At 72.2% G+C, this 15,048-nt stretch carries 11 protein-coding genes, 1 tRNA gene, 3 pseudogenes and 1 riboswitch; of the genes and pseudogenes, 11 read left to right on the top strand and 4 right to left on the bottom strand.

Translation table 11 applies throughout. From position 1 onward, the window contains the following. Window positions 1-52: 52 nt before the first annotated feature. A pseudogene (locus OG455_RS16480) lies at window positions 53-215 on the top strand (cytochrome P450); the annotation flags it as partial. 8 nt (window positions 216-223) lie between these two features. On the opposite strand, the gene OG455_RS16475 reads toward OG455_RS16480, so the two are convergent. Beyond that, entirely contained in the window at window positions 224-1,462 is a 1,239-nt protein-coding gene (locus OG455_RS16475) for a cytochrome P450 (RefSeq protein ID WP_266294388.1), read from the bottom strand. A gap of 101 nt (window positions 1,463-1,563) precedes the next feature. On the opposite strand from OG455_RS16475, the pseudogene OG455_RS16470 reads away from it, so the two are divergent. The 7 genes and pseudogenes from OG455_RS16470 to OG455_RS16435 form a co-directional block, all read left to right on the top strand. Continuing rightward, window positions 1,564-1,848, top strand: a pseudogene (locus OG455_RS16470) (cytochrome P450); the annotation flags it as partial. A gap of 244 nt (window positions 1,849-2,092) precedes the next feature. Then, a riboswitch (cyclic di-AMP (ydaO/yuaA leader) is annotated at window positions 2,093-2,241 on the top strand. Between the two features lie 4 nt (window positions 2,242-2,245). Next, on the top strand, window positions 2,246-3,136 hold the full coding sequence (locus OG455_RS42085; RefSeq protein ID WP_323185524.1) for a transglycosylase family protein: 891 nt from the start codon (window positions 2,246-2,248) through the stop codon (window positions 3,134-3,136). 221 nt (window positions 3,137-3,357) lie between these two features. Further along, window positions 3,358-4,644 carry a phosphopyruvate hydratase gene (eno, locus tag OG455_RS16455; RefSeq protein ID WP_266294386.1) on the top strand — a complete coding sequence of 429 codons (1,287 nt, stop codon included), beginning with the start codon at window positions 3,358-3,360 and terminating at the stop codon, window positions 4,642-4,644. A 139-nt stretch (window positions 4,645-4,783) separates the two neighbouring features. Then, on the top strand, window positions 4,784-5,224 hold the full coding sequence (locus tag OG455_RS16450; RefSeq protein WP_266294384.1) for a septum formation initiator family protein: 441 nt from the start codon (window positions 4,784-4,786) through the stop codon (window positions 5,222-5,224). Between the two features lie 30 nt (window positions 5,225-5,254). Beyond that, window positions 5,255-5,743: pseudogene (locus OG455_RS16445) on the top strand (DUF501 domain-containing protein); the annotation flags it as partial. Between the two features lie 164 nt (window positions 5,744-5,907). Then, complete coding sequence (locus OG455_RS16440) at window positions 5,908-6,849, top strand: Ppx/GppA phosphatase family protein (protein ID WP_266294382.1); 942 nt, start codon at window positions 5,908-5,910, stop codon at window positions 6,847-6,849. Between the two features lie 452 nt (window positions 6,850-7,301). Next, entirely contained in the window at window positions 7,302-8,675 is a 1,374-nt protein-coding gene (locus OG455_RS16435) for an NAD(P)/FAD-dependent oxidoreductase (RefSeq protein WP_266294380.1), read from the top strand. A gap of 235 nt (window positions 8,676-8,910) precedes the next feature. Here OG455_RS16435 and OG455_RS16430 read toward each other — a convergent pair whose 3' ends face one another. Together OG455_RS16430 and OG455_RS16425 are read right to left on the bottom strand one after the other, a co-directional pair. After that, window positions 8,911-11,469: an ABC transporter permease gene (locus tag OG455_RS16430; protein WP_266294378.1), complete on the bottom strand. Its 2,559-nt coding sequence runs from the start codon at window positions 11,467-11,469 to the stop codon at window positions 8,911-8,913. Window positions 11,470-11,485: 16 nt separating this feature from the next. Further along, entirely contained in the window at window positions 11,486-12,259 is a 774-nt protein-coding gene (locus OG455_RS16425) for an ABC transporter ATP-binding protein (RefSeq protein WP_266300825.1), read from the bottom strand. Window positions 12,260-12,582: 323 nt separating this feature from the next. On the opposite strand from OG455_RS16425, the gene OG455_RS16420 reads away from it, so the two are divergent. The 3 genes from OG455_RS16420 (at window position 12,583) to OG455_RS16410 (ending at window position 14,001) form a co-directional block, all read left to right on the top strand. Continuing rightward, window positions 12,583-12,664: transfer RNA gene (locus tag OG455_RS16420), tRNA-Leu, on the top strand. Window positions 12,665-12,826: 162 nt separating this feature from the next. Next, the gene (locus OG455_RS16415) at window positions 12,827-13,630 is read left to right on the top strand and encodes a Bax inhibitor-1/YccA family protein (protein ID WP_266294376.1); all 804 of its coding nucleotides are present in this window, start codon (window positions 12,827-12,829) and stop codon (window positions 13,628-13,630) included. A gap of 20 nt (window positions 13,631-13,650) precedes the next feature. Then, a complete protein-coding gene (locus OG455_RS16410; protein ID WP_266294374.1) occupies window positions 13,651-14,001 on the top strand; it encodes a hypothetical protein in 351 nt (116 codons plus the stop codon). A 74-nt stretch (window positions 14,002-14,075) separates the two neighbouring features. Here the strand turns inward: OG455_RS16410 and OG455_RS16405 are convergent, their stop codons facing one another. Continuing rightward, window positions 14,076-15,008 carry a hypothetical protein gene (locus OG455_RS16405; RefSeq protein ID WP_266294372.1) on the bottom strand — a complete coding sequence of 311 codons (933 nt, stop codon included), beginning with the start codon at window positions 15,006-15,008 and terminating at the stop codon, window positions 14,076-14,078. Window positions 15,009-15,048: the final 40 nt, after the last annotated feature.

Genomic DNA, 15,048 nt, shown 5'->3' with positions numbered 1-15,048 from the left:
ACCCGTCAGGTGACCAGGCTCACTCCTCCTGGGGACGGGATAACGTCAAGACATGCCGGATCAGCCGGATTTCCCGCCGCCGCCCCTGTTCACCTGGGAGTTCGCCGCCGATCCGCACCCGGGCGTACGCCTGGCCGCGCGAGCACGCCCCAGTGCACCGGACCACCCTGCCGAGCGGGGTTGACGCCTGGCTGGTGACCCGCTACGCCGACGCCGTCGATGTTCAGCGGGGCGATTCGGGAGTGAATTCGACCGGCAGTTCCCGCAGCCCGCGCATGATCAGACCGCCGCGCCAGCGCAGTTCTGCCGGGTCCACGGCGAGCCGCAGGTCGGGCAGCCGGGTCAGCAGGCTGGAGAGCGCCACCCGACCCTCCAGGCGGGCCAGCGGGGCGCCGATGCAGTAGTGGATCCCGTGGCCGAAACCGAGGTGCGGGTTGTCGGCGCGGGCCAGGTCGAGGGTGTTCGGTTGGCCGAACCTGGCGGGATCACGGTCCGCGGCGGCGAGGACGACGAGGACCGGGTCACCCGTGGACACGGCCTGGCCGCCGATTTCGAGTGGTCGGGTGGCGTAGCGCCAGGTGGCCAACTCCACCGGGCCGTCGTAGCGCAGCAGTTCCTCGATCCCCGTGTCGAGCAATCGGGAATCCCCGTCCGCGACGGCAGCCTGAAGGAGCGCTCGCTGGGGCGGATTCTGAAACAGCGCCAGCGCGCCGTTGCCGATCAGATTGATGGTCGTCTCGAACCCCGCGAACAACAGCACGAAGCACATCGCGACGGCCTCGTTCTCGGTGAGGTGCTCGCCGTGGTCGCCGGCCCGGATCAGACCGGAGATCAGGTCGTCCCCGAGGTCCGCCCGCTTGCGGTGAATCAGGTCTGCCAGGTACGCGCGGATGCGCTTGACGGCTCGGCCCACCCCTCCACGTGGACCGCCGCCGTGGCGGATCATCATGCCCGCCCAGTCGCGGAAGTCCTCCTGATCCTCCTTGGGAACACCGAGGAGGTCGCAGATCGCGTAGATCGGCAGCGGGAAGGCGAACTCATGGATGAGGTCCGCTTCGCCCCTGCCGGAGAATTCCGAGAGGAGTCGATCCGCGAGGCCCTGCACCTGGGGCTCGAACTCCGCCACTCGGCCCGGCGTGAACGCCTTGGAGACCAGCCGGCGCAAGCGGGTGTGGTCCGGCGGGTCGATGTTGAGCAGGTGCGTCATCAGGTTGGCGCTGCGCTCTCCCGGGATCCCGGTCTTCCCCTTCGCGTGTGCCGACTCGTCGTGGTGGGCCGGGTTCTTGCTGAGACGGCTGTCCGCGAGCGCCTGGCGGGCGTCGGCATAGCGGGTCACGAGCCAGGCTTCGACGCCGCTCGGCAGCTGGGCCTTGTACACGGGCGCGTGCTCACGCAGCCAGGCGTACGCCGGGTAGGGGTTGGAGGCGAACCCCCAGGTGAAGAGTTCGGGCCGATCAGACATGCCTCGACGGTATCCCGCTGCTGGTGTTCGGCGACCGTCCGACCTCTGACGCCCCTGCTGCCACGGTGTGAGCCGTCGGCCGGTCTCGACCCGACCAGGCCCGCGGGCCCGACCAGGTCCGCGGGCCCGACACCCTGGACCCGGCCCGCACGGACGGCCCGCACCTCGGCTTCGGCCACGGCATCCACTACTGCGTCGGCGCCCCGCCGGCCGGGTTGGAGGGGCGGGCGGCGCCGGCCACCCTGCTGACCAGGCCGCCCGATGTCGACCTCGCCGCCGCGCCCGAGGAGCTGCGCCGGCGCGGCGGCCTGATCATGCGTGGACTGCGCGCGCTGCCGGTCGCCTTCACGCCTGAGGGGCCGTCCGGTGTCGCCGTCGAGCGCTGACGCGGAGTTTGATGAAGGTCCGACAAGTCCTGACGGCGTGTCGGCACTACTCCGACAGAGGCGATCTGAATGGGCATCAACCTGACCAAACGCCATCAGTTGGTGGACGATCGGCGACCGTCCGTAATTCTCGTGTGATGTACGCGATATGAGCTTGTGATTGGTGGGTCAATCTGCCTACTCTCCCAGGAGTTCGCAGCTGCGAACCCCGTGCGCGGTACGCCGAATCCTGCCCACCGCGCGGCCGGGACACCGACCTACACCTTGGGCAGGGGCGGGGGACCCAGGATTTCTGCCGTCTCCCACGGCTAGGGGTGAAGCCGCTCGCGCGGCCGGGCCAACCTCACGGGCCCGAACCCGACAGCTCACCTCGCAGGCGTGCGGAGAGGGACAGTTCATGCTGCTCACCGGCAATGGCCGTCATCGTCGTCGCACCCAGGCCGAGAAGGCCCTCGCAGTGGCCGGCGTCGCCGGCGCGGCGGTCGCGGTGCCGCTGCTCACCGCGACCGCCGCGCACGCGGCCCCCGTCACGGTCTGGGACAAGGTCGCCAACTGCGAGAGCACCAACAACTGGTCGATCAACACCGGCAACGGCTTCTACGGCGGCCTGCAGTTCACTTCGTCCACCTGGGCCGCGTACGGCGGCACCCAGTACGCGGCCCAGGCCGACCAGGCCAGCAAGGGGCAGCAGATCGCGGTCGCCGAGCGGGTGCTGGCGGACCAGGGCCCGGGCGCCTGGCCGGTCTGCTCGGTGCAGGCGGGGCTGGGCAAGGGGGGCGCCGCGGCGTCCGTCGACACCGCTGCCCCGGCGGCCCAGACCCAGCAGACGCAGCAGAGCCAGCAGACCCAGCAGGCCGAGCCGCAGACGCAAGCCCAGCAGGCCCCGCAGTCCCAGCATCCTCAGCAGGCCCCGCAGTCCGCCGACCCGTCCTTCCCCGGCAAGGCCGGCTGGGACGCGGCGAGCCAGGTGTACTGGTTCCAGAGTGACGGCGGCTGGTACTGGACCAGCCACCAGGGCGTGTACGACCAGGCCGCCGCCCAGGCGCGGGCCGCGGCCCCGGCGCAGGCCCCGGCCGCGATGCAGACCCCGGTGCAGGTGCCGGCCGCCGCACCCGCCGTCGCGGGCTCGGGCCACGACTACACCGTGCGGGCCGGCGACACCCTCTCCACCATCGCCCAGAGCCAGCACCTGGCCGACGGCTGGCAGGGGCTCTACCAGGCCAACCACCGGACGGTGGGCGCGAATCCGGACCTGATCGTGCCCGGCCAGCAGCTGAACCTCGGCTGACCGCCCGTCCGCTCGCGCGCGGTCGCCACGGGCGTCCGGGCGCGAGCGGCGGGGCCGGACGACAGCCGGCACGCATTCAGGTGAACTACCGGCGGGTAGCCGAGCCACACCGTGAGACGGCACCCAGGTCCGGGTGGTCGCGGCTGCGGGTGCGGTTAGGCTCTGGTCGTAACGACTCCGTATCCACGTCCGCAGGACCGCTTCCGCCTAGGAGATGCCTCGTGCCGTCCATTGATGTCGTCGTCGCCCGTGAGATTCTCGACTCGCGCGGCAACCCCACGGTCGAGGTCGAGGTCGGCCTCGACGACGGCAGCACCGGCCGTGCCGCTGTCCCGTCCGGTGCCTCCACCGGTGCCTTCGAGGCGCTGGAGCTGCGCGACGGTGACAAGAACCGCTACTTCGGCAAGGGCGTCGAGAAGGCCGTCCTCGCCGTGATCGAGCAGATCGGCCCGGAGCTGGTGGGCTACGACGCCACCGAGCAGCGGCTGATCGACCAGGCGATGCTCGACCTGGACGCCACCCCGGACAAGTCCTCGCTGGGCGCCAACGCGATCCTCGGCGTCTCGCTGGCCGTCGCGCACGCCGCCTCCGAGGCCAGCGACCTGCCGCTGTTCCGCTACCTCGGCGGCCCCAACGCGCACGTGCTGCCGGTCCCGATGATGAACATCCTCAACGGCGGTTCGCACGCGGACTCCAACGTCGACATCCAGGAGTTCATGATCGCGCCGATCGGCGCCGAGTCGTTCTCCGAGGCCGTGCGCTGGGGCGTGGAGGTCTACCACACCCTCAAGGGCGTGCTCAAGGAGCGCGGCCTCTCCACCGGCCTGGGCGACGAGGGCGGCTTCGCGCCGAACCTGGACTCCAACCGCGAGGCGCTGGACCTGATCGTCGAGGCGATCAAGAAGGCTGGCTACGTGCCCGGCAAGGACGTCGCGCTGGCGCTGGACGTCGCCTCCTCCGAGTTCTACAAGGACGGCGCCTACCAGTTCGAGGGCAAGGCGCTGACCGCCGCCGAGCTGAGCGCGTACTACGCCGACCTGGTCGCCAACTACCCGCTGGTCTCCATCGAGGACCCGCTGGACGAGTCGGACTGGGACGGCTGGAAGGCCCTCACCGACGAGCTGGGCAGCAAGGTGCAGCTGGTCGGTGACGACCTGTTCGTCACCAACCCGGCGCGCCTGGCCCGGGGCATCGAGACCGGCACCGCCAACGCCCTGCTGGTGAAGGTGAACCAGATCGGCTCGCTGACCGAGACGCTGGACGCGGTCGAGCTGGCCCAGCGCAACGGCTACCGCTGCATGATGTCGCACCGCTCCGGAGAGACCGAGGACGTCACCATCGCCGACCTGGCCGTCGCCACCAACTGCGGCCAGATCAAGACCGGTGCCCCGGCCCGCTCCGAGCGCGTCGCCAAGTACAACCAGCTGCTGCGCATCGAGGAGATCCTCGACGACGCCGCCGAGTACGCGGGCCGCGCCGCCTTCCCGCGGTTCAAGCACGAGGGCTGAGCCGAGAGCCGGGTGCGCGGGCCGAGCCGGATCCGTCGGCGACTCCCCGCACCTGACAACGAGCCGCTGCGCCGGTGCCCCGCCGTCGACCCCGTAGGGTGGACGGCGGGGCACCGGCGCGAGTGGGAGGGACCAGAAGATGGCAGGCTGGAAGATCCCGGGTCTGAGCGGCCGGCCGCGGTTCACCAGCCGGGCCACCGTGCTGATCCTGGTGCTCTGCTCGCTGGTGGCGATCCTCGCCTATCCGACCAGGCAGTTCATCAACCAGCGCGACCAGATCAACGCCCAGCGGGTCAAGGCCGAGCAGGCCCGCCGGCAGGTCGAGCAGCTGACCGGTGAGCTGGCCCGCTGGCAGGACCCGGAGTTCGTCAAGGCGCAGGCCCGGGAGCGGCTGCACTACGCGATGCCCGGCGAGACCCCCTTCGTCTCGGTCGACCCCACCCCGTCGGCCGCCGCCCAGCCCTCGGGCCGCGGCTCCGCCCGGGCCGCCGCGCAGGCGGCCAAGCCCTGGTACGCCGCCGTCTGGGACTCGGTGGACGCGGCCGCGACCCCCGCTCCCGTCCCCGCCCCCGCTCCGTGAGATGCCCGCCCCCGTGAAGAAGACAGCCACATGACACTTGAGAACCAGCCGGTCGCCGACCGCGACCTGGCCGCCGTGGCGGCCCAGCTCGGCCGCGTCCCGCGCGGCACCCGGGCGGTGGCGCACCGCTGCCCGTGCGGCAACCCCGACGTGGTGGAGACCGCCCCGCGGCTGCCCGACGGCACCCCGTTCCCGACCCTGTACTACTTGACCTGCCCCAAGGCCGCCTCGCTGATCGGCACCCTGGAGGCGGACGGGGTGATGAAGGAGCAGACCGCCCGGCTCGCCGAGGACCCGGAACTCGCCGCCGCCTACCAGAAGGCGCACGAGGACTACATCGCCCGCCGCGACGCGATCGAGGTGCTGGAGGGCTTCCCGTCGGCCGGCGGGATGCCGGACCGGGTGAAGTGCCTGCACGTGCTGGTCGGCCACTCGCTGGCGGCCGGCCCCGGGGTCAACCCGCTGGGCGACGAGGCGCTGGCGATGCTGCCCGAGTGGTGGCGCAAGGGCGCCTGCGTCGGCGAGCAGCAGGTCGAGGCCGGGGTCGAGGCGCTGGTGGCCGGGCGTGCCGCGGCCGAGGACCACGCGGCGGTGATCGCCGCGAAGGAGCGCAAGACCGCCGAGCGTGCGGCCAAGCGCCAGGCGGAGCAGGCAGAGCAGGCCGAGCAGGCCGAGGAGTCCGAGTGACCACCACCCGGGTCGCCGCGATCGACTGCGGCACCAACTCGATCCGCCTGCTGATCGCCGACCTCGACCCGGCCACCGGGCAGATCGCCGACCTGGACCGCCGGATGCTGATCGTCCGGCTCGGCCAGGACGTGGACCGCACCGGCCGGCTGGCCCCCGAGGCGCTGGAGCGCACCTTCGCGGCCTGCCGGGAGTACGCCGCGGTCATCGCCGGCTACGGGGTGGGCCCGGAGCGGACCCGCTTCGTGGCCACCAGCGCCTCCCGGGACGCCGAGAACAGCGCGGACTTCACCACGGGCGTGCGCGAGATCCTGGGCGTGGAGCCCGAGGTGGTCAGCGGTGACGAGGAGGCCCAGCTCTCCTTCACCGGGGCCACCAAGGAGTTGGGCGGCGTCGCGGTGCCGTCCCCGTACCTGGTCTTCGACCTGGGCGGCGGGTCCACCGAGTTCGTGCTGGGCGGCGAGCGGGTGGACGCGGCCCGCTCGGTGGACATCGGCTGCGTGCGCCTGACCGAGCGGCACTTCGCCGGTGCCGAGGTGCCGACGGCCGCGTCGATCGCGGCGGCCGAGGCGGACATCGCGGCCGCCCTGGACCTGGCCGCCGAGGTGGTCCCGCTGACCGGGGCGGCCTCCCTGGTGGGCCTGGCCGGGACGGTCACCACGGTGGCCGCGATCGCGCTCGGCCTGCCGGAGTACGACTCCACCGCCGTGCACCACGCGCGCCTCTCACCGGCCCAGGTCCGCGAGGTGACCGGGCGGCTGCTCGGCGCCACCCACGCGGAGCGGGCCGCGATCCCGGTGATGCACCCGGGCCGGGTGGACGTGATCGCCGCCGGTGCGCTGGTGCTGCGCTCGATCATGGAGCGCACCGGGGCCGCCGAGCTGGTGGTCAGCGAGCACGACATCCTGGACGGCATCGCCTGGAGCGCGGCGCTCTGAGGGTCCGTCGGCAGACTCGTGGACGCCTGGCGGCCACCTGCCGGAACCCCTCGCGGACACCTGCCGGGCCGCCCGTGGCGGCGGCTCGGCGGGGTGTCGCGAGAAAGTTCGTGAATTTCTTCACATGGCGATCCGGCCGTTCGGCGCATTTCCGGGGGTGGTTCGTCCGGATTGCGAGAGCGAAGGCTGTCCACCGGAGCGGCCCGCTGGATCCCAGGTGGGCTTCCGGGTCGGCTCGTGGAATCGAAACAGCCCTCGGGAACCCGCTCGGCAGTCGGATCGTTGCTGCTCACGTAGGCCGCCGGTGATCAAACCCGGGTGCCCTCGAACCGGAGGCCGCTTGACCGCCCCTCAAGTGCCGAAGTGTGGCCGGGCAGTGTAGCAGGTGGTGTCCAGACCCTTGTGACGGGCCTCACGAAGGGTGCTCCGACCGGGGGTGGATACTTTCGGATATGAGCACCACGGAGCGTCCTCGCATCCTCATTGTCGGCGGTGGTTACGTCGGCCTGTATGCCGCGATGCGCATCCTCAAGAAGATGCGCTACGGGGAGGCGACCGTCACGGTCGTCGACCCGCGGTCGTACATGACGTACCTGCCCTTCCTTCCCGAGGCGGCCGGCGGCAACGTCGCGCCTCGCAACCTCGTCGCGCCGCTGCGCAGCGCCCTGAAGAAGGCGGAGGTGCTCACCGGTCACGTGACCGCTGTGGACCACGCCCGCAAGGTCGCCACCATCGCGCCGCTGGCCGGCGACACCTACGAGCTGCCCTTCGACTACCTCGTCGTGGCCACCGGCTCGGTCTCCCGCACCTTCCCGATCCCCGGCCTGGCCGAGCACGGCATCGGCATGAAGACGGTGGAGGAGGCGATCAGCCTCCGCAACCACGTCATGGCGCAGCTGGACAAGGCCGAGTCCACCGCGGACCCGGAGATCCGGCGCAAGGCCCTCACCTTCGTGGTCATCGGCGGCGGCTTCGCCGGCGTGGAGACCATCGCCGAGGTCGAGGACATGGCGCGGGACGCGGCCAAGCTCTACAAGACCGTCAGCCGCGACGACATGCGCTTCATCCTGGTCGAGGCGGCCAACCGGATCCTGCCCGAGATGGGCCCGGACCTCGGCCTGTGGACCAAGGCGAAGCTCGAAGAGCGCGCCATCGAGATCTACATCGAGACCTCGATGGACTCCTGCCTCGACCAGCACGTGGTGCTGAAGAACGGCGTGGAGGCCGACGCGGCCACCATCGTGTGGACCGCGGGCGTCAAGCCCAACCCGGTGGTCGCCAACTTCGGCCTGCCGCTGGGCCCGCGCGGCCACGTCGACACCGCGCCGACGCTGCAGGTCCAGGGCTTCGACAACGTCTGGTCGGCCGGCGACAACTCCCAGGTGCCGGACCTCGCCGTCGGCGAGGGCGCCTGGTGCCCGCCGAACGCCCAGCACGCGGTGCGCCAGGCCGTGGTGCTCGGTGACAACGTGATCTCCGGGATGCGCGGCTTCCCGCAGAAGCAGTACAAGCACAAGAACCTCGGCGCGGTCGCCGGTCTGGGTCTGCACAAGGGTGTCGCGATCCTCTTCGGCAAGTACAAGCTGAAGGGCCGCCCCGCCTGGTGGTTCCACCGCCTGTACCACGGCAGCCGGGTCCCCACCATGAACCGCAAGGTCCGGGTCTTCACGGACTGGACGCTCGCGATGTTCTTCAAGCGCGAGACGGTGGGCCTCTCCGAGATGGAGAAGCCGTTCGGTGCCTTCCAGGAGGTCACCGTCGCCGTTCCGGCCCCGGCGAAGCCGGTCGAGGCCGAGCAGAGTGACAAGGCGCTCGCCAGCAAGTGATCCATCGCGAGTAAGCGACTGACCCCGGCGGTAGGGAGCCGGGGTGTGAGTCGGAGGCCCTCCGCCCGGCAGCGTCGCCGGACCACGACCTCCGTGGTGCTCAGCCGGCCGTGCGACCGGGCGGAGTACGAACGCAGTACCAGTAGGGCATTGAACGGGCCCCGGCCCGGTGGAGAGGACCACCGGACCGGGGCCCGTTCGCGTTTCGCCGCCCGGCTTGCCCGCCGGCGGGCCGTCAGGCGGCCTTGATGCTCTCCAGGATGTCCATCCTGGCCGCCCGCCGCGACGGCCAGAGGGCCGCCACCAGGCCGACCAAACCGGCCAGCGCCAGGAAGGTCAGCAGCTTGCCGTAGGGCAGCACGGTGCTCAGGCCGGTGAGCGAGTGCCGCAGGCTGCTGTTCACCGCCCAGGCCAGGAAGCAGCCCAGGCCCAGGCCGAGCACCGCGCCGAAGAGCGAGATCACCACCGACTCCAACCGGACCATCCGCTTGACCCGGGAGCGGTCCAGGCCGATCGCCCGCAGCATCCCGATCTCGCGCCTGCGCTCGAAGACCGACATCGCCATGGTGTTGACCACGCCGAGCACGGCCACCAGGACCGACATCGCCAGCAGGCCGTAGAGCATGTTCAGCGCGAAGCTGATGGTCGAGCTGAGCTGTTCGCGCAGGTCGGCCTTGCTCTGGACCTGGATCAGCGGATTGTCGCCGCCGGCCGCGGTCAGTGAGCGCTCCAGCGCGGCGCTCGCCCCGTCGGCGCCCTTGACCAGCACCTGGCTGTACTGCGGGGTGGCGCCGTGGCTCGTCAACGCCGCGTTGCTCATGGCCATCTCGCTGATCAGCGGGTTCCTGGCGTAGACGCCGCCGACCGTCAGGCTGCCGCTGCTGCCGTCCGGGAAGACGGCCGGCACGGTGCTGCCCACGCTCAGCTGCCCGCTCTTCGCGGTGTCCGCGTCGACCAGCAGCCGGCCCTGGGCCAGTGCGGCGACGGAGCCGCTGTTCATGGTCAGCGTGAGCAACTGCCCGACCTGCGCCGGGTCCACCCCGGTGACCGGCGACTGCCGGCCGCCGATCGAGAAGTAGGCGCTGTCGATCGGCGAGGAGGCCGCGACGCCGGGCGTCCTGGCCACCTGGTCGGCGATGGCCGGCGAGATGTTCAGGCCGTTGGACATCTGCACCGAGTAGTCGGCCTTCAGCGAGTTGTCCACCGCGTCGCTCAGCCAGCCGTTCAACGAGGCACCCAGCACGGTGAGCGCGCTCACCAGGGTCAGGCCGACGGTGAGGGCGGAGGCGGTGGCGGCGGTGCGGCGCGGGTTGCGCACCGCGTTGCGCCGGGCCAGCTTGCCGGAGACCCCGAACAGGCGGCCGAGCGCCGGGCCGATCAGGGCGATCACCGGGTGGGTGAGCAGCGGGGTCAGGATGAAGATCCCGATCAGCGTGGCCCCCGCGCCGCCGGCCACGATCCACTTGCCGTCACTGCCGGCGTTGGCGCCCCAGAGGATGAGCGCCAGACCCGCACCGGTGATCACCGCGCCGACGCTGTTGCGCACCAGCAGGCTCTTCTGGTCGGCCGGCGTCTCGCCGCTGCTCATCGCGGCCACCGGGGCGATCCGGGCCGCCCGGCGGGCCGGCAGCAGGGCCGAGGCCGCCGTGACCAGGACGCCGACCAGCAGCGCGGTGAGCACGGTGGCGGGCGCCACGACCAGCGGGCCCGAGGGGGTGTGGCCGGTGCCCAGCCGACCGATCAGCACCTGCAGCCCGGCCCCGATCCCGATGCCGGCCACCAGGCCGCCCGCCCCGGAGAGCAGGCCGATCAGCACGGCCTCGACCAGCACCGAGCGGGTGACCTGCTTGCGACTGGCCCCGATCGCCCGCAGCAGGGCCAACTCCCTGGTGCGCTGGGCCACCAGCATGGTGAAGGTGTTGGCGATGATGAAGACGCCGACGAAGAGTGAGATCCCGGCGAAGGCCAGCAGCAGGGTGCGGATGCCGGACATCGACTCGGAGATCAGGGTGCGCTGGTCGGCCTCCAACTGGTCGGCGGTCCTGGCGGTGATGCCGTCGGCGTGCGGGAGGACCTGGTCGACCTCGCTCAGCAGGGCGGCCTGGCTGGTGCCGGGCGCGGCGGTGAGGGAGATCTCGGAGAACTGACCGGGCGCCAGCAGCAGGCGCTGGGCGCTGGCGGTGTCGAAGAGCACCAGGGGGTCGCCGGAGCCGACCTGGGGGTCGTCGGAGGTGAAGATGCCGGTGAGGGTGGCGTCCATGGCCGGCCCGTCGGTGGCCACCCGGACGGTGTCACCGACGTGGTAGCCCGCCTTGTCCGCGCTCTGCTGGTCGAGCGCCACCTCGCCCGCCCGCCGCGGCCCGTGGCCCTGGGCCATCGGGTAGCGCGGGTCCTGGCCGGCGCCGTTCGGCACGTAGTTGGCGCCGGAGGAGCCGGCGCCCTTGCTGATCGCCTTGCCCTGCTTGTCCGCGACGGCGGCGAAGTTGGCGACCGTGCCGCGGGCGGCCGCCACCCCGGGCAGCGCGGTGAGCCGCTGGACGGTGTCGGCGGTGAGCTTCGGCGCCTCGGAGCCGGTCCGGTCGGCGCCGGCACCGGTGGACCGCGAGCCGGAGTCGGTGACCAGCACCGAGACGTCCGAGTAGTTCTTGGCGTAGCTGTTCTTCAGCGCCGACCCGAAGGTGTCGGAGAAGACCATGGTGCCGGCCACGAAGGCGGTGCCGAGCAGCACGGCCAGCATGGTCATCAGCAGTCGGCCCTTGTGGGCCAGCACGTTGCGCAGTGCGGTGCGGTACATGGTGGTTGCCGGCCCTTCAGCTGGTGCGGCCCTTGGCGTCGAAACGACGCATCCGGTCCAGGACGGTGTCGGCGCTGGGCCCGGTCAGCTCGTCGACGATCCGGCCGTCGGCGAGGAAGACGACGCGGTCGGCGTAGCTCGCCGCGACCGGGTCGTGGGTCACCATCACCACGGTCTGGCCCAGTTCGCGCACCGAGTTGCGCAGGAAGGAGAGGATCTCGGCGCCGGAGCGGGAGTCGAGGTTGCCGGTGGGCTCGTCGGCGAAGACGATGTCCGGCTTGCCGGCCAGGGCCCGGGCGCAGGCGACGCGCTGCTGCTGGCCGCCGGAGAGCTGGGAGGGGCGGTGGCCGAGCCGCTCGGCGAGGCCCACGGTCGCCACCACCGCGTCCAGCCAGGCCCGGTCGACCCGGCGCCCCGCGATGTCCATCGGCAGCGTGATGTTTTCCAGCGCGGTGAGCGTGGGGAGCAGGTTGAAGGCCTGGAAGACGAAGCCGATCTTGTCCCGGCGCAGCTGGGTCAACTGCTTGTCCTTCAGGCCGACCAGCTCGGTCTCCCCGATGGTGGCCGAACCGGCGCTGACCGAGTCCAGGCCCGCCATGCAGTGCATCAGGGTGGACTTGCCGGAGCCCGAGGGACCCATGATCGCGGTGAACTCGCCCTGGTGGAACTCGACATCCACCTGGTCCAGCGCCACCACCCGGGTCTCGCCGCCGCCGTACACCTTGCTCAGCCGGACGGCGCGGGCGGCGGCTCGGCCGGTGCGGACCGCGGTCGTGGTGGTCACGGGCACTCCTGTGGGTCGGCCGTCGGGGGCGGGCCCGGTCGACGGCGGTTCGCTGGGGGGTGCTTCCATGCTCGTCGCCGCCGGGGCCGCACGCGTAGCTCCGGCGGACGGTTGGACCGCCGGTCCGCAGGCTGACCCGGGGCCCCTCGTTCTCCTCCTGCGGGATGACGGTGCCCCTGATGGCCGGATCCAGTGGGTCGGCTGGCCAGATCGCGGACTGTTCGTCAGATGGCAAGGAAACATGACAACTTCCCTGCCAAGGAACATGCGCGACGGGGATACGGGCGACTAGGCTCAGGGGGAGCCCGCACACGGGCGGAGCGGTCCGCGCCCGGATGGTGGAACGCAGACACGGGCAGCTTAAAACTGCTTGGCCGCGAGGCCGTGCCGGTTCGAGTCCGGCTCCGGGCACCGATGCGAACAGGACGTGGCAGCGCCCCGCCTCCTCCAGGAGGCGGGGCGTTTTTCGTCGCCGCCCGCCGGGCCTCGGGTCCCGTGCCTCCCGGGTTTCCTTTACCAACGCATTACCATTGGCTCCGCGGGCGGCGCCGTGCCGTCCCTGGGAGGAAGAGCATGCGCAGCAGCAACCCGGTCTTCTCGCGGGAGGGTTCCTTCGGCCGCGACGCCGGATACGCGGGGTTCGGCGGGGCCGACCGGCCGGTCAGTGCCGAGCGGTTGGAGGAGATGTACCGCGCGCCGGCCGCCGACGCGCGGGCCACCGGCCGGATGACCATGGACGGCGTGGTCGCCAGCACCGCGTTGACCCTGCTGACGGTGGTGGCCGCCGGGGCGGTGGCCTGGTTCGCGCTGCCCGACGCGAGCTTCCCGGTCGCCGGGCTGGCCGCGCTGGCGGCCCTGCTGGTGGGCCTGGTGATCAGTTTCCGACGGAGCGTCAATCCGGCGCTGGTGCTGCTCTACGCCGGCCTGGAGGGCTTCTTCCTCGGCGCGCTCACCAAGGTCTTCAACGGCATCTGGCCGGGCATCGCGATCCAGGCGGTGCTGGGCACGGCCGCCGTCTTCGCGGGCATGCTGATCGCCTACCGCAGCGGGCGGATCAGGGTCACCGAGCGGTACACCAGGATCGGGCTGGCGATCGCGGTCGGCTTCGTGCTGCTGCTGGTGGTGAACCTGGTGGCCTCGCTCTTCGGCGCCTCGGCGGGGCTGGACTCCGGGCCGCTGGGCATCGTGGTGGGGCTGGTCGGGGTCGGCCTCGGCGCGTTCTTCCTGTCGCTGGACTTCGCGGCGGTGGAGCAGGCGATCCGCGGCGGGGCGCCGCGCCGCGAGTCCTGGCGGGCCGCGTTCGGACTGACCCTCTCGCTGGTCTGGATCTACCTGGAGCTGCTGCGGCTGATCGCCGTCCTGCGAGGGGACGACTGAGGTGGCACTAGGCTCGCGGCATGGGTGACGACGGGCTGGACGAGTTGGTGGCGGTGCTCGACCGCCTTGCGGATCGTTTCCGCGCGATGGCGCAGAGCCACCTGCTGCTCGCGGTCCCCGGCCACCCCTCACGGGCGGCGGCCGGGCTGGAGCTGGCCCGGCAGTTGGCGACCTGGGCCCAGCGGGTCGAGGAGGGGCCGGCGGCGCGGCCGCGGGAGATCCCGGACGCCGGGGTCTTCGCGGTCGGCGACCAGCTCTCGGTGGCCGGCCACGACCTGGTCATCGCGCTGGCCCAAGCGCCGGACGCCGCGCCCGGCCTGCTGGGTGAGGCGGTCGCGGCGGTGCGGACGACGGCGAAGCTGACGGGCTGACGGGCTGACGGGCCCGGGAGATCGGCGGGCCGGCGGGCCGAGCCGCTCCGCCCGCCGGCCCGCCGCGGGGCCCGTCAGATGCTGGCGACCACCCGGTCGGCCAGCACGTAGACGGTCTCCTCGTCGGTGGAGAAGGTCAGCGAGTACGAGCCGGAGAAGCGCGAGCCGCCGAGCAGCCGCACGTCCTCGCCCGCCCGGACCGCGTCGATCAGGCGGTAGGCGGCCTCCCGGTCGCCGGGGGCGACGCAGAGCGTGGTGCCGTCGGCGAAGGCGTAGACGTCCAGGGTGCCGAGCGGGCCGGGGCGCACGTCGGTGAGCGCGATCCGCTCCTCGGCGAGCGCGGTCAGCCGGGTGTCGGTCCACTCGCGGGACGGGGCCTGGCTGGGCACGAAGTCGGGGTGCGAGGGGTGCCGGCGCGGATCGGGGACGGGGACCGTCGCGGCGGCCGACTCCGGGTCGAGCAGCCCCGCCTCCAGGCCGGTGGCCAGCAGGTCGGCCTCGCGGGCCGCGCGTGCCTCGTGGGTCGCGCTGACCTCACCGCTCGGCGCGATCGGGCCGGCCGGCCCCGACACCGGGTCGCCGTCGCCGATCATGTCCTCCAGGGCCGAGCGCAGCGCCTCGCCGAAGGCGGGGTCCATGGCGCCCGCGCTGTCCGCGGCCTCCTCCGGCCCGGTGGGGCGGGGGAAGAAGAGCGGCCAGTTCTCGACCGGGTCCAGCGCGCCCAGGCCCAGCGCCTCCGAGGGCCCGGCGAAGGGCGTGTCGAGCAGCGGGTCGTCCTCGGCCGCCCGGGCCTCCTGCTCGGCCCAGAACGCCCGGGCCTCACTGATCTCCCGCTCCCGGTCGGCGGCAAGCGCCTCGGTCACGGCGCGGCGTATCGCTTCCTCGTCCACCGCGGCGGGCCCGGCGGACCTCGCGGCGGCCAACTTGCGCAGGGCGTGCACCTGGAAGAGGACGGCGGTGCAGACGGTGATCAGGACCAGCAGCAGGATGACGTACAAGGCGCTCACGGAATGTACTCCTCGCGCGGAGTGGAACAGGGGAACATCT

Source organism: Kitasatospora sp. NBC_01287 (assembly GCF_026340565.1).
Lineage (GTDB): Bacteria > Actinomycetota > Actinomycetes > Streptomycetales > Streptomycetaceae > Kitasatospora.
The sequence above is the reverse complement of the archived record's forward strand: the minus strand, read 5'-3'. Positions and strand labels throughout refer to the sequence as shown.

Coding starts and splice junctions, on each gene's coding strand:
- OG455_RS16475 (WP_266294388.1), bottom strand. CDS start 1,462: ATGTCTGATCGGCCCGAACTCTTCACCTGGGGGTTCGCCTCCAACCCC.
- OG455_RS42085 (WP_323185524.1), top strand. CDS start 2,246: ATGCTGCTCACCGGCAATGGCCGTCATCGTCGTCGCACCCAGGCCGAG.
- OG455_RS16450 (WP_266294384.1), top strand. CDS start 4,784: ATGGCAGGCTGGAAGATCCCGGGTCTGAGCGGCCGGCCGCGGTTCACC.
- OG455_RS16435 (WP_266294380.1), top strand. CDS start 7,302: ATGAGCACCACGGAGCGTCCTCGCATCCTCATTGTCGGCGGTGGTTAC.
- OG455_RS16430 (WP_266294378.1), bottom strand. CDS start 11,469: ATGTACCGCACCGCACTGCGCAACGTGCTGGCCCACAAGGGCCGACTG.
- OG455_RS16415 (WP_266294376.1), top strand. CDS start 12,827: ATGCGCAGCAGCAACCCGGTCTTCTCGCGGGAGGGTTCCTTCGGCCGC.
- OG455_RS16410 (WP_266294374.1), top strand. CDS start 13,651: ATGGGTGACGACGGGCTGGACGAGTTGGTGGCGGTGCTCGACCGCCTT.